Source organism: Paenibacillus sp. SC116, from assembly GCF_024733555.1.
Lineage (GTDB): Bacteria > Bacillota > Bacilli > Paenibacillales > Paenibacillaceae > Paenibacillus_B.
On sequence record NZ_JANIOF010000002.1, the window covers coordinates 291,542 to 311,531 of the forward strand.

At 45.6% G+C, this 19,990-nt stretch carries 14 protein-coding genes, 1 pseudogene and 1 riboswitch; of the genes and pseudogenes, 8 read left to right on the top strand and 7 right to left on the bottom strand.

The window, feature by feature from the left end:
• Positions 1 to 17 precede the first annotated feature (17 nt).
• Complete coding sequence (locus NQ117_RS13060; protein ID WP_258278468.1) at positions 18 to 1,010, bottom strand: sulfonate ABC transporter substrate-binding protein; 993 nt, start codon at positions 1,008 to 1,010, stop codon at positions 18 to 20.
• Between the two features lie 396 nt (positions 1,011 to 1,406).
• On the opposite strand from NQ117_RS13060, the gene NQ117_RS13065 reads away from it, so the two are divergent.
• The 6 genes from NQ117_RS13065 (at position 1,407) to NQ117_RS13090 (ending at position 11,201) form a co-directional block, all read left to right on the top strand.
• Entirely contained in the window at positions 1,407 to 3,203 is a 1,797-nt protein-coding gene (locus NQ117_RS13065; protein WP_258278469.1) for a S9 family peptidase, read from the top strand.
• Between the two features lie 537 nt (positions 3,204 to 3,740).
• Positions 3,741 to 6,578, top strand: coding sequence for an ATP-dependent helicase HrpB (gene hrpB, locus NQ117_RS13070; protein WP_258278470.1), 2,838 nt, complete (start codon positions 3,741 to 3,743; stop codon positions 6,576 to 6,578).
• 730 nt (positions 6,579 to 7,308) lie between these two features.
• A complete protein-coding gene (locus NQ117_RS13075; RefSeq protein WP_258278471.1) occupies positions 7,309 to 8,106 on the top strand; it encodes a phosphotransferase in 798 nt (265 codons plus the stop codon).
• 186 nt (positions 8,107 to 8,292) lie between these two features.
• Entirely contained in the window at positions 8,293 to 9,114 is an 822-nt protein-coding gene (locus NQ117_RS13080; protein WP_258278472.1) for an MBL fold metallo-hydrolase, read from the top strand.
• 292 nt (positions 9,115 to 9,406) lie between these two features.
• On the top strand, positions 9,407 to 10,597 hold the full coding sequence (locus tag NQ117_RS13085; RefSeq protein ID WP_258278473.1) for an MFS transporter: 1,191 nt from the start codon (positions 9,407 to 9,409) through the stop codon (positions 10,595 to 10,597).
• A 199-nt stretch (positions 10,598 to 10,796) separates the two neighbouring features.
• Positions 10,797 to 11,201, top strand: coding sequence for a hypothetical protein (locus NQ117_RS13090; protein ID WP_258278474.1), 405 nt, complete (start codon positions 10,797 to 10,799; stop codon positions 11,199 to 11,201).
• Between the two features lie 135 nt (positions 11,202 to 11,336).
• Here NQ117_RS13090 and NQ117_RS13095 read toward each other — a convergent pair whose 3' ends face one another.
• Entirely contained in the window at positions 11,337 to 12,626 is a 1,290-nt protein-coding gene (locus NQ117_RS13095) for an MFS transporter (protein ID WP_258278475.1), read from the bottom strand.
• Between the two features lie 335 nt (positions 12,627 to 12,961).
• Positions 12,962 to 14,338 carry a YjiH family protein gene (locus NQ117_RS13100; protein ID WP_258278476.1) on the bottom strand — a complete coding sequence of 459 codons (1,377 nt, stop codon included), beginning with the start codon at positions 14,336 to 14,338 and terminating at the stop codon, positions 12,962 to 12,964.
• Positions 14,339 to 14,520: 182 nt separating this feature from the next.
• Here NQ117_RS13100 and NQ117_RS13105 point away from each other — a divergent pair, with 182 nt between their 5' ends.
• Positions 14,521 to 14,811 carry a YciI family protein gene (locus NQ117_RS13105; protein WP_258278477.1) on the top strand — a complete coding sequence of 97 codons (291 nt, stop codon included), beginning with the start codon at positions 14,521 to 14,523 and terminating at the stop codon, positions 14,809 to 14,811.
• A gap of 127 nt (positions 14,812 to 14,938) precedes the next feature.
• Here the strand turns inward: NQ117_RS13105 and NQ117_RS13110 are convergent, their stop codons facing one another.
• From NQ117_RS13110 to NQ117_RS13125, 4 genes and pseudogenes are all read right to left on the bottom strand, one after another.
• The gene (locus NQ117_RS13110) at positions 14,939 to 15,655 is read right to left on the bottom strand and encodes an ABC transporter permease (RefSeq protein WP_258278478.1); all 717 of its coding nucleotides are present in this window, start codon (positions 15,653 to 15,655) and stop codon (positions 14,939 to 14,941) included.
• Positions 15,652 to 16,505: pseudogene (locus NQ117_RS13115) on the bottom strand (ABC transporter ATP-binding protein). The gene NQ117_RS13110 and the pseudogene NQ117_RS13115 overlap by 4 nt, the downstream one beginning before the upstream one ends.
• Before the next feature lie 309 nt (positions 16,506 to 16,814).
• The gene (locus NQ117_RS13120) at positions 16,815 to 17,021 is read right to left on the bottom strand and encodes a LytTR family DNA-binding domain-containing protein (RefSeq protein WP_258278479.1); all 207 of its coding nucleotides are present in this window, start codon (positions 17,019 to 17,021) and stop codon (positions 16,815 to 16,817) included.
• A complete protein-coding gene (locus NQ117_RS13125; RefSeq protein WP_258278480.1) occupies positions 16,930 to 18,051 on the bottom strand; it encodes an ABC transporter ATP-binding protein in 1,122 nt (373 codons plus the stop codon). The genes NQ117_RS13120 and NQ117_RS13125 overlap by 92 nt, the downstream gene beginning before the upstream one ends.
• 260 nt (positions 18,052 to 18,311) lie before the next feature.
• Positions 18,312 to 18,412, top strand: a riboswitch (purine riboswitch).
• A 105-nt stretch (positions 18,413 to 18,517) separates the two neighbouring features.
• On the opposite strand from NQ117_RS13125, the gene NQ117_RS13130 reads away from it, so the two are divergent.
• Positions 18,518 to 19,951 carry an NAD(P)/FAD-dependent oxidoreductase gene (locus NQ117_RS13130; protein WP_258278481.1) on the top strand — a complete coding sequence of 478 codons (1,434 nt, stop codon included), beginning with the start codon at positions 18,518 to 18,520 and terminating at the stop codon, positions 19,949 to 19,951.
• The last annotated feature ends 39 nt before the right edge of the window (positions 19,952 to 19,990 follow it).

The window sequence follows — 19,990 nt, forward strand, 5'->3', positions numbered from 1 at the left end:
CCTCCATTACCCTGTTTTTATTTGTGGTTTGGTAGTGCGTCTTTGACCTGTATCGGCTTCGGAATCAAGCCGAGCTTGGCAAAGGTGTCAGCCACTTTTTGCTGCTCCGCGACAACGTTGTCGCTAATCGGAACACTGTTGTATTCCCGTCTGCTAGAGGCCAGTTCTAGGGAAGGGATATCGATGCCAAGCTGTGGGGATAACAGCTTTGCCAGCTCTTTATGATTGGCGTTGGCCCAATCTCCAGCTTTGTTTAGTTCCTCAAATAAAGCGTCAATAATAGCAGGATTGTTTTCTGCGAAGCTGCGCGCAGCCAGATAGAATTCAAAGTTATTCACGACGCCTTCACCGTCGGCAACGATTCTTACATCGAGGTTCTTTTGAGCCGATGCGAGGTAGGGGTCCCAAATCGCCCATGCATCCACACTTCCGCGCTCGAATGCAGCTCTTGCATCAGCAGGCGGTAGGAACACAGGCTTTACATCGCTATATTGAAGTCCAGCCTGCTCCAGCAGCTTTACGAGCAGATAATGAACGTTTGAGCCTTTGTTTAATGCGATCTTTTTGCCTTTAAGGTCAGCAATAGATTGAACGGGGGAGTCTTTGAGGACGAGAACGGCTTCACTGTGCGGACGCGATGCTTCATGAGCTAAATAAACGAGCGGAGCTCCAGCCGCTTGCGCAAAGATTGGCGGCGCTTCACCGGTATGCCCGAGATCAATGCTGCCGACATTAAGTGCTTCTAGCAGCTGCGGCCCGCCAGGGAATTCGGTCCATTCCACAGTCACTCCGTCTTGCTCCAATCTTTTTTCGAGCCCTCCGCGTACTTTTAGGAAGTTGGGTACCCCGTATTTTTGATAACCGATTCGAAAAACTTTAGCTTTACTTCCATTCTTTCCCTCAGCCACGGCGTTCTGCTGCTGCACACCGCCGCTGCAACCGCTCAGCACCATCAACAATAAAGCTCCAATAGCAATAAGTTTCCATGTACGAATCGTTTTTAGCAGCATGTTCTCCACGCCCCTTTTCCTTAGTTATGAATGCAATACGGCCAGTCATCTTACCTAGCAGTTCCACTATAAGGGCCACTTAAGGAACGAAAAAAAGGAGATGCCTCCCTCTTCATTCCCATAAAGAAGTGGTGGTCATCTCCGGTTGTCCGGTAGACATATAATACCTACGTGATTACTTGGTATTTTGATTGGCTGTTATCATATCATTGGAAAATTTTCATGTCAATGGGCTAGTACGGACATTTGCATTTGCTGATTTCTCATCTAAGTCTCTAGGCGGAGCATGCCTCCTTTTGAAGTTGGTTGTATTAAGCGAATCGACTCTATATAATGATGAAAAGTGTTCATCCACTTTTTAACAACTAAGATGATATCTTATAGGGGGAGCATTCCATGATCAATTTTCCAAAGCCTGATGCAGAACAGTATTATAATTCATTTGTCATTCGTAATTTTGATGTAAGTACTGATGAATCAAGACTCGTATTCAGTTCGAATATGAATGGAAAGTTAGATGTGTATGCGATCGAGCTTCAAGATGAAATCTCTTATCCTTATCCGTTAACGTATCAAGGGCAATCTAGCAATTTTATTAAAATAGATCCACAAGGCCGCCATATACTAGCTGGCTTCGACCATGACGGAAATGAAAACTATCATCTCTATGCGCTGCGTCCTGAAGGTGGAGTGCCATTAAAGCTAGTAGAGGGAGAGCCGATAGATAAGTTTTTCTTTAGTTTCCTATCTGAAGATGGGCAGCGTCTCTATTATGGGACTTCACAGAACAATCCGCAGTTTATAAATACATATGTACTTGATTTAAAAACGAGAGAGCAGAAGTTACTTGTTGAAGGCAAAGATGCAATGACCTCTTTGGTTGCAGTGAGTCCGGATGAGCAGACTATTGTGTACCAGAAAGGATATTCTAATACGTACAGTGTGTCTCTCGTTCGAGGAGCAGATGGGGTAGACGCATGCTTAACACCCAGTGCGGATGAAGAGCAAGTAACAGGTAAGGCACGATTTATTGATAACGATACGATTATTTTTACAACGGATTATAAGGCTGAATTTGCATATGCAGCAAAATATACGATCTCAACAGGAGAGTTCCAGGTGTTATTTGAGATTCCGCAAGAGGACGTGTCTGAGCTGCGCTGGCATCAAGAATCCCGTTCTATTTATGTGTTGACCGAAAAGGGAGTAGAGGACGGACTTTATGTGTATGCGTATGATACAGGAAACTTAGAGGCGCTGAAGCTTCCGACTAGTGTTGTAGGACAAATGCATGTAGTAAAGTCAGGGGCAGTGTATATTTTGGCTCGTGGATCAGTCGACCCAGATAATATTTATCGATATGATGCTGGAAAATGGACGATGCTGACGCGCAATGTCGTGCTTGGAGTTACGAATGAAGATCTGGTCTCACCAGAAACAGTACGCTATACGTCATTCGATGATATGGAAATTGAGGCGTTGTTGTTCCGTGCCAAGGATGAACTGGCTAATGGCTATACAATCTTCTGGCCGCATGGCGGACCGCAGTATGCGGAACGTAAACATTTCCGTGCGATGTTCCAATACTTGCTCGCTGAGGGCTATCATATTTTCTGCCCGAACTTCCGCGGAAGCACCTGCTATGGCCGATCGTTCACGAAGCTTGTGGAGCGGGAATGGGGCGAAGGGCCGCGCAAAGATTGTCTTGCCGGTATGGATTGGCTGTTTGAGCAGGGGATATCGAGCCGAGATCGACTATTTGTAATGGGTGGTAGCTATGGCGGTTATATGACCTTGCTGTTGGCAGGGCGCAATGCGGATTACTTCCGTGCGGCGGTTGATATTGTAGGAGTAAGTAATCTGTTTACGTTTGTGAAATCAGTACCTGAGTTCTGGAAACCGATGATGGATCGTTGGATTGGTGATCCAGAGCGAGATCATGATCGCTTTGTAAAAGATTCTCCGATAACGTATCTCGATCAGATGGTCAATCCGATGCTTATTATTCAAGGGGCAAATGATCCTCGTGTCGTAAAGGAAGAATCCGATCAAATCGTAGAAGCACTTCGTGCACAGGGGCGCGATGTGGAGTACCTTGTATTCGATGATGAGGGGCATGGTATTTCACGTAGGGAGAACAATATTACAGCTTGCCGCCGTGTTGCCGCATTTTTGAAGCGGAATCAAGGCTAGTTGGTGTATAGAGCAATTTGGTACACGAATTTCCCACCTGAGGGCAGGTGCAGGTGTAGGGAGCATAGTTAAGTTGTTCTGGACAAAAGTGCAGGTATTTAAAGTAGAAAACTCCATTTTGCTATAAATAAGGACAAATGTGCATTTATTTTTCTTGATTATGCATTTGAATAGGTAAAGCAGCTAAAATAACTGTATTTTTGACGGTAATCTATCAAATAGGGGTGATTTCTGATTAAATAACTGCATAATTGTCACTAATCACTAATCTAAACTGGGATTATCTCTGACGCAGTAATAAAAAGCAGAAGTAATACGCAGCAGTTATACGTTAACTTAACAGCCCAACCTGCAAATGATATTCGTTTGTAGCGTTGGGCTGTAGTTGTTTGACTGACTCATTCATGTAATGACGCTAGTTTGTTTGATTCATGCAATGACGTCGTCCGTCTGATTGTGCAATTACGATCGACAGTTGGCATTGGGTTCTGTTGTCATCTATGATGAGGATACGATACTGATTGTGGAGTGAATGAAATGTCTGGCACATTGCCGATAGATGAAGTATTGCCCGAGCTGCGCGACGTGCTGAGCGCGCGGACGGGAGCGGTGTTAGTGGCGGAGCCGGGGGCGGGCAAGACGACTCGCGTCCCGCTGGCGCTGTTGGATGCGCCATGGCTTGCTGGCCGGCGCATCGTGATGCTGGAGCCGCGCCGCTTGGCGGCACGCGCGGCTGCGCAGTATATGGCGGCGACGCTCGGTGAGCGCGTCGGCGAGACGGTTGGCTACCGGGTGCGCATGGACACCCGGGTGAGCCGGGCTACCCGCGTCGAGGTCGTGACCGAAGGCGTCCTGACGCGCATGATGCAGGAAGACCCCTCATTGGAAGGGGTCGGACTGATTATTTTTGATGAGTTCCACGAGCGGAGCTTGCATGCTGATTTGGGACTAAGCTTGGCGCTCGAAGCGCAAGCTGTACTGCGCGAAGATTTGCGCTTGCTCGTTATGTCAGCGACGATTGCAGCTGAGCCGGTAGCTGAGCTGCTAGGAGATGCACCAATCGTCCGCAGTGCTGGGCGTATGTATCCGGTGGATACGCGTTATGTCCCGCGACGAGTGCAAGAGCGGATGGAAGAAGCGACAGCAAGACAGATTGAGGCCGCTCTTCAGGAAGAGACGGGAGATATGCTTGTGTTTCTCCCAGGCGTTGGCGAAATACGACGAGTCCAGCAAGAACTGGCTAACATACTGTCCCGTCAAACGAATAGCACAAAGGTGGAGATAACCCAACTACGTGTGCTGCCGCTGCATGGTCAACTGCCGCAGCAGACTCAAGATGAAGCGATTGCACCTGCGAAGCATGGAGAGCGCAAGGTAGTGCTTACGACTTCTATCGCGGAGACGAGTTTAACAGTAGAGGGTGTTCGGATCGTCATTGATAGCGGTTTGATGCGCGTGTCTCGTTATTCCCCACGAACAGGTATGACAAGGCTTGTAACGGAGCGAGTCACACAAGACGCGGCTGATCAGCGCCGAGGTCGGGCAGGAAGGCTAGGGCCTGGGGTTTGCTATAGGCTATGGTCAGAAGCTGAACACGGTCATTTGGCGAAGCAGCGCTTGCCGGAAATATTGGATGCAGACCTGGCGCCATTGGCTTTGGAATTGGCAGCTTGGGGAACGGATGTGGATTCGCTCATGTGGCTGACGTCTCCGCCAATTGCCGCTTTGCAGCAGGCAGAGCAGCTTCTAGGGCAGCTTGGTGCGCTGGACACGGACAGCAGCATAACTCATCATGGACGCCAGATGGCACTGAGTGGTTTGCATCCACGGCTTGCCCATATGCTGTTGAAGGCGATCCAGCTTGGTGTGGTAGAACAAGCTTGCCTATTGGCAGCGATGCTGCAGGAGCGGGATTTGCTGCGCGGTACAAGCGGCAGTGTCAGAGCGGCCGCTAATCCGGGAATATCATCATATGTTGTCTCTAACCCAGATTTGCTTTTCCGGCTGGAGCTGCTGCTTGCCCATCGTCAAGTACAGAGGGAGGAGTATTCCAATGATGCTACTAGCTCCACATCTACACTTGGTTCAGGAGGTTTGGCCTCATTAGATGAAGCAGTTGTGCGCCGAATTCATGATGAGGAAAAGAGGTTATCTAAGCTCATCGTTGAAAAATGGAAAGTGGCTTCTCCAAATTCTTTTGTCGAAGGTGATGGAGAGTTAAGAGCAACTGGAAAGTTGTCTAACAATGCATATAAAGTGGGTCACTCAAGTGCTGCAAGTGATGCTAGTAATCTAGACCTTGGTAGAATTCCAACTGAAGCATCTGGAACAAGCAACAACGGTGTAAGCGAGATGTATAGCGTACTATTGGCTATGGCGTATCCGGATCGAGTCGGTAAACGGCGTGACGATGGGCGGTATTTGCTAAGCAACGGTCGTGGAGCTAGTTTCGCGGGACAGAATGGTGGCAATGCAATGCATGCAGGCTCGTCTGCAAGTATAGGCAGAGCGCAGCATCCTATCCATTATGCGCCTTACATCGTAGCTATCGATTTGGACGATCAAGGTTCCGACAGCCGTATCCGTCTGGCGATCGAAGTCACGAAGGATGTTCTGGAGCGGTGTATGGATGCTCAAATGGAGAACAGGGTCACCGTGGAGTGGGACAAGACGGCAGAGGCGGTTCGAGCACGAGAAGAGGTCCGTCTTGGTGCTATCGTTTTGCGTGAGCGGTCATGTCAGAACCCCGATGCAGATGAGGTGTTGGAAGCCCTTATGGAAGGCATAGCCCGACATCCTCTAGGCATTGGCATGTTGCCATGGACAAAGTCTGCACGCCAACTACAAGCACGGCTCACGTTCCTGCACCATCATCGCCCTCATGATTGGGCGGATGCCTCAGATGCAGCGCTCACCGCCAATATGGTGGACTGGCTCGCGCCGCATCTGTACGGCCTCAGCAGCCGCCATGACCTGCAGAAGCTGCAGGTCGCTGCGCTGCTGGAAGGGCTGCTGCCGTGGAATCAGCGGCAGCAGCTCGACGACGAAGCCCCGACCCACATCGCAGTGCCGAGTGGGTCGCGCATCGCTGTCGACTACACCAACCCCGAACAGCCTGTGCTGGCCGTGCGCCTGCAAGAGCTGTTCGGGATGCGGGAGACGCCGCGCATCGCAGGCGGCGCCGTCCCGCTGACGCTCCACCTGCTATCCCCGGCACAGAGGCCGGTGCAGGTTACGCAAGACTTGGCGAGCTTCTGGCAGAACACGTACTTTGAGGTCAAAAAAGACCTCAAAGGCCGTTACCCGAAGCACTACTGGCCGGATGATCCGTTGGCAGCGGTGGCAACCAGACGCACGAAACCTTCTAACCAATAAGTAAAAATAGCCGGGTCCCAATAGGGATTCGGCTATTTCATTTGAACACAATAATACAAGTGATTTGAATGCTATAAGTAGATTCTCATGCACATTAGCTGATTAACCGATTAACTGAATAATCGAATAAGATATAATTCTTTTGCAGATATGACTTCAGACCGTGCTGCATCGCGCGATAACCTACACGACTTCCTCTAACGGGCGCCATGAACGTTATTTTCGTGAAATCGTTCATTTCAGATTCGTAACGGTTGCAGTTGAGCTTATTTTAGCAAATGAGGGTAAATGATATCGCTCACTCTGACAAATAAGCACTGTCATATCCGTTACATTTCAAAATCCATCCATATGCACGGAATAGCCTCTGTGGCAACCATTAGCGTATTTGCCCCCTTGCTTTATATCAAGGACGTTTGACTATCCCTATACAAAATTCTTTTCTTATATAGTAATCACTGGTAACATCTAATTTAGAGATGTAAAGAAAGGGGAATCTATACCCATGTGGAATACCTTGAAATGATTATTTAATTGGATAGAGACAGTGGCGGTCCTTGGTTGTTAAGGATGCGTTTATTTGTCTATCTTAAATCATTCAAGGGATACATGGTGTGGACAATTATATTCCCATTGCCGAGCAGATACCTTTATGTATCTGTTTTTATTTATGGGTAAACATACATCTCGATTGACGCAATCATGGAGTCCCTAACTTGGGGGAATTTGAATGAACAGTCAGTACGAACAAGAAGAAGCACTAACAGGAGGAAATGTCTCCAGTGTATCTCGTATGGGAGATACGGTTCGACGAGAAGTAAAACCTGATAGTGATAAAATTCATACATTGCTAAAGCACCTTGAGAACAAAGGCTTGAATGGTGTGCCAAAGTTTCTAGGTATAGATGAAAAAGGGAGAGAAATCTTATCCTTTATCGAGGGAGCAGCTGGCAATTATCCGTTAAAACCATACATGCGGTCCGATGAAGCTCTAAAAGAAATCGCCAACATGCTTCGTCACTATCATGATGCGGTGAGTGATTTTCCTATGGATGAACGTTGGCAGCCCATTGATAACACTCCACAGCCATTTGAGGTAATGTGTCATAATGATTTTGCGATCTATAACATTATTTTTAATAACGAAAAGCCAGTAGGTGTGATTGATTTTGATTTGGCTGCTCCTGGTCCAAGACTTTGGGATATCGCCTATACACTGTACACTTGCGTTCCTTTAAGTAGGCTTTATCATACGGAAGCAGGCGAAGCCATTTATTATAATTCGTTAAAGGATGCTGAGCGAATCAAACAAAGGATTACCTTGTTTTTTGATTCCTATGGTATGGAAGGAATGGAAAAAGGCTTTTTAGAAATGGTATTGCTGCGAGTAGAAGGATTATGCAAAACCATTCAAAGGAAAGCCAAAGAAGGCGATATGGCGTTTCAAAAAATGCTCGATGAAGGACACTATGACCATTATCAAGAGGAACTTCGATTCATTCGCGAACACGGAAAAGAGTGGTTGTAAGAGGACCATTTTGGTGCATTAACGGAGTATAAGCTTGGAAGCTGAGACCATCTTTTGATGGTCTCGGTTCGTATAGCCTATCTCTTTTTTAAAGAAGAAGATGCTATTTTCCTTCATACAACCGAATTTGTCATGCTGCTGCATATGCATATAGTAAGGGAAACGGGAAAGGGGGAGTTATTCAACATGCTGCTCCATTTGCTTGGCACGGCCGCCTACGAAGGAATCCCGTCTTTATTTTGCCGCTGCACACTATGCCAACAAGCCAGAAAGCTTAAGGGGAAGGACATCCGTACTCGCACTTCAGTCGTGGTTGATCATGAGTTGAAAATAGACTTTCCGCCAGATACACTGCTGCATATGCTGCGTGATAATCTGGATTTGGAGGATATTCAAGATTTGCTCATTACCCACTCTCACTCCGATCATTTGTACGCTGAAGATTTGGAGGCAAGATTGCCAGGGTATGCGCAGTCAGGAAATGAACCGATACATATTTACGCCCATGATATGCCCTTGGCTCGTATCCGTGAACGAATCGGTCAAACGAATAAATATGTGCTGCATCGAGTGCAGCTGTTTGTGCCCACAACGACTCGTACTGCGACGATTGTTCCGCTGCCTGCCTATCATATGGACGAAGAGACTTGTTTGCTTTATTGGATCGAGAAGAACGGTCAAACCGTACTGCATGCTCATGACAGCGGTTGGTTTCCTGATGAGACATGGAGTTGGCTGGAACAGCGCGGACAACAAGGGTACAAACTGAGTGCCGCCATATTGGAATGTACGATGGGAAATGACCCTGATTCCGGTACGCATATGAACGCAGCAGAGGTGTTTAAGACGAAGGAGCGCCTAATCGCGTGTAAGGTGGCTGATCAACAGACTATTTTCATCGTGACGCATTTTTCCCATAATGCACATCTGACCCATCAGGATTTATGTGATTTATTTGAGCCGGAGGGCATTCAAGTAGCTTATGATGGAATGAAGTTACAGCTATGATAACTCCTTTTTTCATCATATGTCGAATCCGTGAACAGAACGAAAGGTTCCGTAACGTTTCTGCTTTCCTGCTATCGCGTGTTATGGGCAAATCACGTAAAATAAAAGGGAATGCATGTACGCATTCCTTTTTTCATGAGGATAGAAGCAATAATCTGCAACTCCCATATTTTATCTCGGAAAGGAGGGGCAGGGGAAAGTGTTGGATATCAAAATGGACTGAGTGAAAGTCTAGCGGATCCGATACGATTACTTCCTCCCTCAAGAGGCAGAGATCTCCTGCACGAGTTAGATGAAAGCATTGATGTATATTTTGGTTATCATCTGCTTTATGGATACATTTGTACAACTGCCAGTCGTTGGACCCTATGCGCTTCACTTAGGAGCGAGTTCTCTTGGGGCTGGCCTGGCTATTGGTATGTATTCATTGACCAATATGCTGGGCAATATTGCAGCAGGACGTTGGATTGATCGCTACGGCGGCAAGCGTGTGCTGTTAATTGGTTTTATACTTACATCCGCCATTTTGCTGTTGTACTCACAAGTGACTAATGATACCCAGCTTATCGCGGTAAGATTTTTACATGGTTTAGCAGGGGGATTGCTTGTGCCGAGCGTGTTCACCCTAATATCTCGACATGTGCCTAACGAACGTCAAGGGAAGTCGATGGCTTTATCTGGCGCAGCAGTTGGCTTAGCTGCGATTATTGGACCAGCTACAGGCGGCATTATGAAAGCAAAGCTAGGATTCGAAGCGCCTTTCCTTACAGTAGCCGCTTTGTTGGCTCTTGGCGTCATATTGACGATATTTATACCTCGTACAGAAGGTGGACGTTCTAATAGGGGTAAGAGCAGTGCTGAACGGACAGATTCACAACCTAGCAGGCTCCAACCGGAGAGCAGCTTGAGAACCCTGTTCTCTATGCGTCCCGTTGTACAATCTTATATCGCTGCATTTGCACTGATGTTCGGGATGGGGTCCCTTACTTTCGCGTTACCGATAAAGACAGATGCCCTGGAATTTGGAGGCCAAGCTTCAGGAATGATGCTGAGTACGTTTGGTGTAGTAGCGATTATGGTCTTTATGCTGCCGACGAACCGATTGTTCGATAGAGTGGCACCATTGAAGCTTATTATGCTTGGCGGTGGGATTGTAATTGCATCTTTACTGACATTATCTCTTACAACGGATCAGACGATGATGTATATTACAATGGGTGTATACGGTTTAGGCTACGCGCTGCTGTTCCCTTCGATGAATACACTGCTCATTCGCCATGTTTCGGAAGCAGATAAAGGTAAAGCATTTGGCATGTTCTATGCATTTTTCTCACTTGGTGTAGTTGGAGGTTCTTCGGGTATTGGTTACTTGACGAGCAGCTATGACACAGGACTTCGTATTGCGGGATGCGTATTGGCTGGATTGCTAATTATAATTGTAGTAGTTGGAAAAGTACAAATAAAAGTTAGCGAGCGAATATAACGATTACAATGGTGTAATAGAAAAAAAATCCATACTGTTTTCGATATTACTGGTGATATCATGTAATTTATAACATATTTCGGGTCGGTTTTTTGAAAAAAAAGTGTATATAGAGCTGTTCATCCCGTTTCCTTCTTACAATTTTAGTGTTATTATGTTTCTAATATTTCAAATTGATAATATAAGAGGGAGGCTAGCTATGGACCTATCTATTACACTTTCCGAGCTGGAACAGTTAGATAACGACCAGAAAGTTGAGGCGCTTAAATCTTTAAGAGCAACATACAAAGTATCAGACATACGCAAAGGGTTAGGATTCCCGCACAACAATGCTTACTATATGTGGTTGAAGAAGCACAAAATCTATGATCAAGTGACAAAGAAGTATGATTTGTCGATTCCACTTGATAACGATCGTCGTACTGTACATGTACCTTCCTTGCCGATTCAGGAAGAGATTCATTTGGCAAACGGTGATATCCAATTAGATGTACAAGGCTTCGCTTCAGGCGTAGCAACTGCTAAAATGCTGCAAAAATACGCTGCATTGCTAAGTGATCAACCACAATCTGTTCATATTCGCATTTCAATTGCATCTAGATAAGACAAAATCTCGTTTGAGTGATACTTATAGATTATGTAAAATAGCCACCATTGCGGTGGCTATTTTTGTGTGTTGATGTTTGTCTAGTATAAGCTTTCCGATATTCGACGGCTCCGCTTCTATATTCCCCTACTCTTACTCCTTTGTTGGCGAAGTCCAGGAATCAATCTCCTTGTCATTCGGCAGAAGCAGACTTAATAAGCCGAGCAGCGGTAGAAATCCACATATGAACATAACGGTTTCAATGCCACTTACATCAATCCATTGACCTATCGCTAAACTACCTAGTCCACCCATACCGAATGCAAAGCCTGTTATAAGACCAGATACGGTACCGATGCTGCCAGGATGGAGCGCTTGGGTATAGATGACCGTAGTCGAGAAGCTCGTGAAATAGACGAAACCGCTTAAGCCAAGCACCACCATTGCCCAGGACAGCGGTAAATGGGGCAATACCAGTGCGAATGGAATAACGGAAAGCAGTGAAGCTATGATAAGATTCCTTTTTCCAAACCGATCTGCTAACGGTCCACCGAAGAATGTACCGACTGCACCAGAGAGCAGAAAGACGAAAATATAGATTTGAGCTGCATCAATGGACAATCCATACTTCTCAATCAAATAGAAAGAGTAATAGGTGCCGATTGCCGATGAATACCATGACCGTACAAAGACGAGAATGATGACGATACCTGTTATTGTCCATACCTTTTTACGCTGAGCTGAGTCGACTTGGCCTTGTGGTTTGCGTTTAGCAAATACGTAGCCGTTGTTCAAGGAAGCTTGATACCAGCGTGCGATATAGGTTTGGACGGCAATACCTGCTGCTGCAATAGCAGTAAAGCCAAGCGCGCCCATTTGTCCGAAGGGAATGAACACCCATTTTGTTAATAATGGGGCAAGTGACTGTCCTAAATTACCACCAACTTGAAAAATGGACTGAGCCAACCCTTTGCGCCCGCCGGCAGCCATATGCGCGACTCGCATTCCTTCTGGATGGAATATCGCTGAGCCGAGGCCAACGAAGATGACGGCAGCCATGACGACTGCATAAGTCGGTGCAAAGGCAAGGACGAGCATGCCTGTAAAGGTGAAGCACATGCCAATCGGCAGCAGCATGGGCGTAGGCCTGCGATCTGAGGCGAAGCCAATGACAGGCTGCAAGATGGATGAGGTGACGTTCAGGGCGAACGAAATCCAACCGATCTGGGTGTAGCTAAGCTGCATGGAGTCTTTCAAAATTGGGAAAATAGCTACGATAACCGCCTGTATCGAATCGTTGAACAAATGAACGAAGCTTATAGCCAGCAAGATGTTGTATAGCGTTCTGTTAGCGGGTGTTGTTTGCTGTGCACTGTGCTTATGGGCATTCTTCGTTTCAGATATGGCAGTAGGATTCGTAGTGGCTGCTGATGGCTGTGACATCAGGGTGACACCTCGCTTTATATGTAAGAGGATGTATAAAAATATCCATTCTTTACTAACGGATTTAATAGTTAACGATACTCCTGTATGTCGGGGTCTGCAATGCACGAATTAGTCTGAAAAAGGGGGTTATCGTATCTCTTTTTCATCTGGGCGGGCATATGCTGATTATTTTGCAAAATGATAGGATCAGGGGCGTTTAACCATGCTGCTGATTAATAAATGAAAAAAAGCATCTCCTACCGTATGCACGGGAATGATTCCTTGTAATAGGTTCCCCGTGATTACGATTAGAGATGCTGATTAGCTAGTTTGTTATATAAGGTCATTTCATTTTAGAAAATGAGATGTGCGATACCAACGATAATTGGCAGTGTAATAATCGTACGAAGCAAGAAGATAATGATTAGATCATGCAGCTTTACAGGAAGCTTCGATCCAAGCAATAGTCCACCTACTTCAGACATATAGATAAGCTGGGTAACCGACAAGGCAGCGATGACAAAGCGAGTTAGTTCGCTTTCGATACCGGATGCCAATACCGTAGGCAGGAACATGTCTGCGAAACCGACCATGATTGTTTGCGATGCTGCAGCAGCTTCAGGTACGCCTAAAATGTTCAGGATAGGAATGAACGGTTTGCCAAGCCACTCGAATAATGGCGTATAGGTTGCCAAGGCAACAGTAGCTGTGCCGATTGCCATGACGATAGGAAGCACACCGATCCATAAATCCAATATGTTATGGAATCCGTTCTTCATGAATGCTCCGGCACCTTTATGGCTCTGAGCCTTCGTTACTGCCTGATGCAAGCTCCAGCGCCATGGTTTCCATTGTGCAGGAATCATTTCATCTTGCTTCGGCTCTATGCCTTCATAATACGTATCTGACTTGCGAGACAGAGGCGGTATACGAGGCATAATGATCGCAGCAACCATACCTGCGAAGGTTACAGTCGCGTAGAAAGGCAAGAACAGGTGCCCAAGCTTTACATTGGACAAGACAATGAAGGTAAACGTAATCGATACAGCTGTAAAAGTTGTACCGATAACAGCGGCTTCACGCTTTGTGTAGTAGCCTTCTTCGTATTGCTTGCTCGTCATCATGACACCGATTGTACCATCCCCGAGCCAAGAAGCCATGCAGTTAATCGAGGAACGGCCTGGCAGCTTGAAGAGCGGACGCATAATCTTTGTCATTAACGTACCTGCAAATTCCAGTAATCCGAAGTCGACAAGCAATGGCAGCAGCAAGCCTGCCAGCAGAAACACGACGAATAATCCAGGAAGCAATCCTTCGAGCAGCATTCCACCCGTATCTGCTGACCAAATCCACTCGGGACCGATTTTTAGCAAGACCGACCATGCGAAAAGGAATCCAACCGTGCGAACCGCGTACCAGAATGGTGTAATATGAAATAGGGTGCGCCATAACGATTGTGCTAACAACTGTTTAGGCTTAAGCAGTAAGGAAATCGTAGAACCAACCCATGCGATTGTTATGATTGCTACCGTAGCTGGAGCGATAAAGTCACCCAGCAGGTGCTGAATATATTTAGCTAAAAAAGCAATCGGTACCGTCACTTCGTCATTCCATGTCACAGGGACGACGAATAGCATGAGGCCGATAATGGATGGAATCGCAAAGGCTAAAATGGAAGCGAGCGATGGCCATTTATCCGGCGACGGTGCCGTTTCTTTATGTGAATTCATGATCTGTATCTCCTATACCGAAATGAGTATAAATATGCAACAAGGACAACTTTATACGATTCTAGGTCAAATTCCAACCCTCTAGGGGGTGGAAGTTATTTACACATTAGGTCTAAGTTTTGTAGGTGTGACTAAATGCAATGTTCTTGAACTATTAGTATTCCAACAAAAGGATGATTCGTATGTACTTGGTGGAAATTCGTTATACAAAAGCAATAGATGAGGTCGCTCAGCATTTGCAGGCACATTTGGCGTTCCTTGATCGCTATTATGCGGCGGGTAAGTTTCTTTTATCAGGGCCATTTGAGCCGCGGGACGGTGGGATTATTATGATTGACATTGATGATGAGGATGAGGTGAAAAGGATTATATCGGAAGATTCGTTTTATCAGCATCAAGTTACGGATTATTCGCTTCAACGAATACGAATTACACGTGCTGATGCGTGCTTGAAGGATCGATTGCCTCTGTAATTAAGCTAGATTAATGATATATTCTCTATATACGTCAAACGTCGAAAATCCCCGTTAAGGAATAAAGCTGTTTTCCTTAACGGGGGCTTTTTTGTTATTTCTCGGGAAATATTGTCATCATATGACGCTATCCGTCATAACGTTTGTTGCGATAAAGCGCTAAGCAAGCGACGAGAGATGCTGCCATCCATGCAGATACAATCACAATCGGCTTCCAAATGTCTGCAACCGTACCGCCTTCTAACATGATACCGACCGCTGCTGCTAGCTGCTCAGTTGGCGTATACACGATAAGGGATGTAAGCAGTTCAATATTAAGCGCAGGAGCGTACATAGGGCCCATTAAGAACAATAGCATAACTGGCATACTAACGAATGATGATTCCATTGCTGTACGGGATAATAATCCGATAATGGTGCCAAGCGCCAAGTAAATAATGATGCTCGGGATCAATATGGCAATAAGACCTGTCAGTGGAATCCTATCGATGCCAGCGACCATATAAGAAGCGACCATTACAATGACCGTCATCATCATCGCAATAAAGCTTTTGCCAAGTAGAACCTCCATGGGACGAGCTGGTGATAACATGAGCACGCGGAGCGTGTGCTTTTCTTTCTCTTCTGCGATCATCATTGCTTGTACATTTGCACAGGTCATAACAAGTGCCATATTAATGGGTAGCGTAATGAAAAGTATGCTGACTAGTTCATTCATTTGGGTACCGATAGCATAAGAAAGTAAGATTGGAATAACAGCTGTTAGCAATAAAGTAGAATTTTTCAGCGCATCTTTATATTCTTTCGCAATAATCGCGTTCAATCGGTTCATAGATATCATCATTTTAATGTGCCCCCTGTAAGTGTAATGAATATATCGCTTAATGTCGGTTCATTAGAGTGGATGGACTTCAGTTCGCCTTTACTCATCCAATCGTAAATTCGTTTAGCGCTCTCTTCATTTTGTGGAAGGTGATAACAACCTTCTGTCGTCTTGACTGTAAGCGAGTTGTCTGAATAAGTGAGTCGTAACTGCTGTGGTGTATCCAGGGCTGCGATGCTACCTTGATGCAAGAATGCGATACGGTCACACAAGGATTCAGCTTCCTCCATATCATGTGTAGACAGGAAAATGGTCGTCCCCGCTTTATTGAGCTGGCGTAATGATTCATGAATATTGCGCGTATTGGTCGGATCTAGTGCCGATGTCGGCTCATCTAGAAACAATAGTCTTGGTTCATGCAGTAGGGCACGGGCCAACGTCACGCGTTGTTTCATCCCTTTAGATAGATTTTTTACTGCTGTGTTGCTTTCATTGCTCAAGTTGACTTGTTCTAACACGGTAGCGATTTGCTTCGTATGTATCCCGTAAAGCTTGCAGAACAGCTCTAAGTTGTCCTGAATCGTAAGTCTTTCATATAAGGCACTGTTATCGGTTAAGATACCGATTTGACGCATATGGTTATGACGCTCGGCTTCCGTCATTTTCGTTAAATCGACCCGAATACAGAGGCGTGGCCGCTGGATGGAAGCAGCTGTGCGGTTAAAATTTTTACAGTAGTTGTTTTGCCTGAGCCGCTCGGACCGAGCATGCCGAATATTTCGCCTTGTGCGACTTCAAAGTTAAGTTGTTGCAGTGCTGCTTTGTTTCCGTACGCTTTCGTTATGTTTTCAATTTGAATAATGGAAGTCATAAATGCACCCTCACTTTGCGATGTATGATGGCGGGTAAATCCCGCATGTTTAATGAAACGTATTGAATCGTTGTGAGCGGGTTAAGAGCGTAATGCTTAGGTTTGCTTTTTCTCACTGCCGCTGTTGGCGTGGTGTTTTTGTTGTCATTGTTTGTTTGTCGTCCTCGCCGTTCACAATCTCATCGTACGCCGTATTATCATCAACCGCATTGCTTTTGCCATGAATAGATCAGTATTCGGGCTGAGTGGTGCACATATGAAAGATGAATGGAACATTAGATTATGCTGCTATGATCGAAAAATGGGCCCTTACAGACCCATTACGCTCTTCATTTCTTCGTATTTATTTTTAGATAAAGGGACTTTGCTCTTTTTATCATCATCAAGAATTAGGCTATAGCTATTACGCGACCAAATGATAACTTCACGGATGCGTTGAACATTTACGATATAAGAACGATGACAGCGGAAAAACCCGTACACTCTCAATTTCTCTTCCAATTGCTGCAGCGTCATGGAGCTTGGATATACCTTCAGATTGAACATGCAGATGAGACATGCCATCCTGACTTTCCACATAATTAATGTCAACCGGATCAATAAGAATGATCTTGTCTTGAATACGTGCTGGTATCTTATCCAGCTTAAATGGAGTAAATATCGTCGCTGCTGCTGTTTCAGGCTCAGAATCGTTTGTGGCGGCATCCTCAGGGTGAACGATATTCTCTAGTATAGACGCAGCATCTGCCACTTCCGTATCTTCTACAATCATCGTGTCTGTACTGTCGTCTTCTGCATATATAGCAGGCTTATTATCGATAACATTTCTTTTATCCTCATCTTCAATAATGACTGACTTAAAGCCTGTTCTCGTCCAGCGAATTACATTCGAAGTGAGCGTTAATGCATCCTCAAGGGCAGGAACGGTCAATAATACGGCTGTTCCTTCCTCTGTCATCGCTTGAATCCATTGTCTGAGCAAATAACTTCCTTCCATATCAAGCTGGAATTCAGGATCTTCGATAAGAATAAGATCTGGGCGTTGTGCAGCAGCCCGAGCCAAGTGAAAGCGCCGCTGCTCCGAAGGCGTAAGTCGTCCAAGTGCGGTGTGCTGCTTTTCTTTAAGACCAACGATTTGCAGCAAGGATTGAACGCGTGCTTTATCTTTTTTGCCATACAGCTGCATAAAGAAAGTGAGTGCTTCGCGCGCGTGAAGTCTATCATATACAGCAGATTGTTGACGTATGCAGCTGACAGACGGCATTAGCTCTCCGTTATTACGGAGCGGTTGGCCATGAAGTAATGCTTGACCGCCAGAGGGTTCTTGCAAGCCGAGCATCACATCAATAAGTAATTGGCCTGTTATGTGATTGGACTGAATAGCTAAACATTGCCCAGGGAGCAGTTCGAATGAGAGTTTGCCAAGCAAAGTTGAGTTTCCTCTCGTGACATGCAGATCACGAACAATGAGACATGGAACTGTAGCAGTATCTGTTGTCTTTATTGCACTTATTGTGTCTGTCGTATTTGTCGTATCTGGCATCATGATAGGGTGTTCACTCCTGTTAGTAGTTAAAATTTGGGTTGAAAATAAGTTGCTTACAATGATAATACGAAATATTTCGATAAGCTAGATAAAATATGGTTATTTGCGGGTATCAAAATAATGTTCGTAAAATAGAATATATAAGGATCTATTTATATTTAACAATTAGACAACAACAACAAAACACGAACATTAATTAAATTTAATGTTGACTCGTTCGTGTTATACCTCTACAATAGGTGATGTTGCACGAAGGTTATTATAAATAGAATTCATTTCGTTCGTATAACCCTGATAATAAGGTTCAGGGGTCTCTACAAGGAGCCGTAAATTCCTGTCTACGACGAAGCGTGCTTTGACGCACCTTCGTGTTAGGCAGGTTTTGTCATGTTCAATCGTCAAAACCAATGGATGAGGAAAGCAAATACAGCATGCAACGATTCGAATGGACCTTAAGGAGGAGCTCATGAGCAAATACGATGTAATTGTAGTCGGGGCAGGACCAGCAGGTATTTTTACATGTTATGAATTAATGTTGAAGGCGCCGCAGCTTAAGGTGGCACTTATTGATAAAGGTCATGATATTTATCGACGCAACTGTCCAATCTTGGAGGAGAAAATTTCAAAATGTCCGCCTGCGGCAGGTAAGAAAGAATTTGCGGGTTGTGTACCAGCATGCTCGATTACGAATGGCTTTGGTGGTGCAGGAGCTTACAGTGATGGTAAGTTCAACATTACGACTGAATTCGGCGGTTGGATGACGGACTATCTCTCTCCAACTCAAGTATTGGATTTGATTCGCTATGTAGATGCGATTAACCTAGAGCATGGTGCAACGACTAACATTACGGACCCGACAACTGATACGGTGCGCCATATTGAGCAGCAAGGGTATGCAGCTGGTTTGAAGCTGCTGCGCGCACAAGTGCGTCACCTAGGTACAGAGCAGAATTTGGAGATTTTGAAATCGATCTATGAGAAGCTGGCTACTCATATCGATATGATTTATAAAGCGGAAGTGCAGGATATTATCACGGTAAAAGAAGATGGCCGCCACACGGTAAAAGGTGTCGAGCTGAAAAATGGTGAACGCTATGAGGCGGAAGCTGTTGTCATTGTGCCTGGTCGTGATGGTTCCGCATGGTTGACGGATATATTGAAGAAGCGTCGTTTGAAGATGTATAACAACCAAGTCGATGTTGGTGTTCGCGTGGAGACGTCCGATGTCGTGATGCGTGAAATTAACGAGCACTTGTATGAAGGGAAATTCGTATTTAACACTTCTGTTGGTACGCGTGTACGTACATTTTGCAGCAATCCGTCTGGGCATGTTGTGGTTGAGAACCACAGTGGCATTATGTGTGCGAACGGTCACTCTTATAAAGATCCGAAGCTCGGATCGCCAAACACGAACTTTGCATTACTCGTCTCGCATAAATTTACGGAGCCGTTCGATAAGCCGAATGAATATGCTCGTGAAATTTGTAAACGTGCGAATGACTTGTCTGGCGGCGGTCTGATCGTGCAGAAATACGGCGATATTATCCGCGGCAGACGTTCTACGGAGAATCGTATTCGTGAAGGCTTCTTGGAGCCGACGATGAAGGAAGCTGTTCCCGGAGACTTGGGACTCGTTCTTCCTTATAACACGATGAAAAGCTTGATCGAAATGGTGGATGCGTTGGAGAAAGTAACACCAGGTATCGCATCTGAGCATACGTTGTTCTACGGTGTGGAAGCGAAGTTCTACTCCGCACGTCCGAAATTGGACACTAATTTCGAGTCCGAGATTGCAGGCTTGTACTGCGGCGGAGATGGCGCGGGGATTACGCGTGGCCTCGCACAAGCAGGCGCAGCAGGCGTGCATATCGCTCGCGGCATTATTGAGAAGCGAGGATAAAAATAAGAACGAAGCAATCATTGGGGTAAGAAGCTAGTA

Coding starts and splice junctions, on each gene's coding strand:
- NQ117_RS13080 (WP_258278472.1), top strand. CDS start 8,293: ATGCTGCTCCATTTGCTTGGCACGGCCGCCTACGAAGGAATCCCGTCT.
- NQ117_RS13130 (WP_258278481.1), top strand. CDS start 18,518: ATGAGCAAATACGATGTAATTGTAGTCGGGGCAGGACCAGCAGGTATT.
- NQ117_RS13095 (WP_258278475.1), bottom strand. CDS start 12,626: ATGTCACAGCCATCAGCAGCCACTACGAATCCTACTGCCATATCTGAA.
- hrpB (WP_258278470.1), top strand. CDS start 3,741: ATGTCTGGCACATTGCCGATAGATGAAGTATTGCCCGAGCTGCGCGAC.
- NQ117_RS13060 (WP_258278468.1), bottom strand. CDS start 1,010: ATGCTGCTAAAAACGATTCGTACATGGAAACTTATTGCTATTGGAGCT.
- NQ117_RS13100 (WP_258278476.1), bottom strand. CDS start 14,338: ATGAATTCACATAAAGAAACGGCACCGTCGCCGGATAAATGGCCATCG.
- NQ117_RS13110 (WP_258278478.1), bottom strand. CDS start 15,655: ATGATGATATCTATGAACCGATTGAACGCGATTATTGCGAAAGAATAT.
- NQ117_RS13075 (WP_258278471.1), top strand. CDS start 7,309: ATGAACAGTCAGTACGAACAAGAAGAAGCACTAACAGGAGGAAATGTC.
- NQ117_RS13065 (WP_258278469.1), top strand. CDS start 1,407: ATGATCAATTTTCCAAAGCCTGATGCAGAACAGTATTATAATTCATTT.
- NQ117_RS13120 (WP_258278479.1), bottom strand. CDS start 17,021: ATGACGCTGCAGCAATTGGAAGAGAAATTGAGAGTGTACGGGTTTTTC.
- NQ117_RS13085 (WP_258278473.1), top strand. CDS start 9,407: ATGAAAGCATTGATGTATATTTTGGTTATCATCTGCTTTATGGATACA.
- NQ117_RS13090 (WP_258278474.1), top strand. CDS start 10,797: ATGGACCTATCTATTACACTTTCCGAGCTGGAACAGTTAGATAACGAC.
- NQ117_RS13105 (WP_258278477.1), top strand. CDS start 14,521: ATGTACTTGGTGGAAATTCGTTATACAAAAGCAATAGATGAGGTCGCT.
- NQ117_RS13125 (WP_258278480.1), bottom strand. CDS start 18,051: ATGATGCCAGATACGACAAATACGACAGACACAATAAGTGCAATAAAG.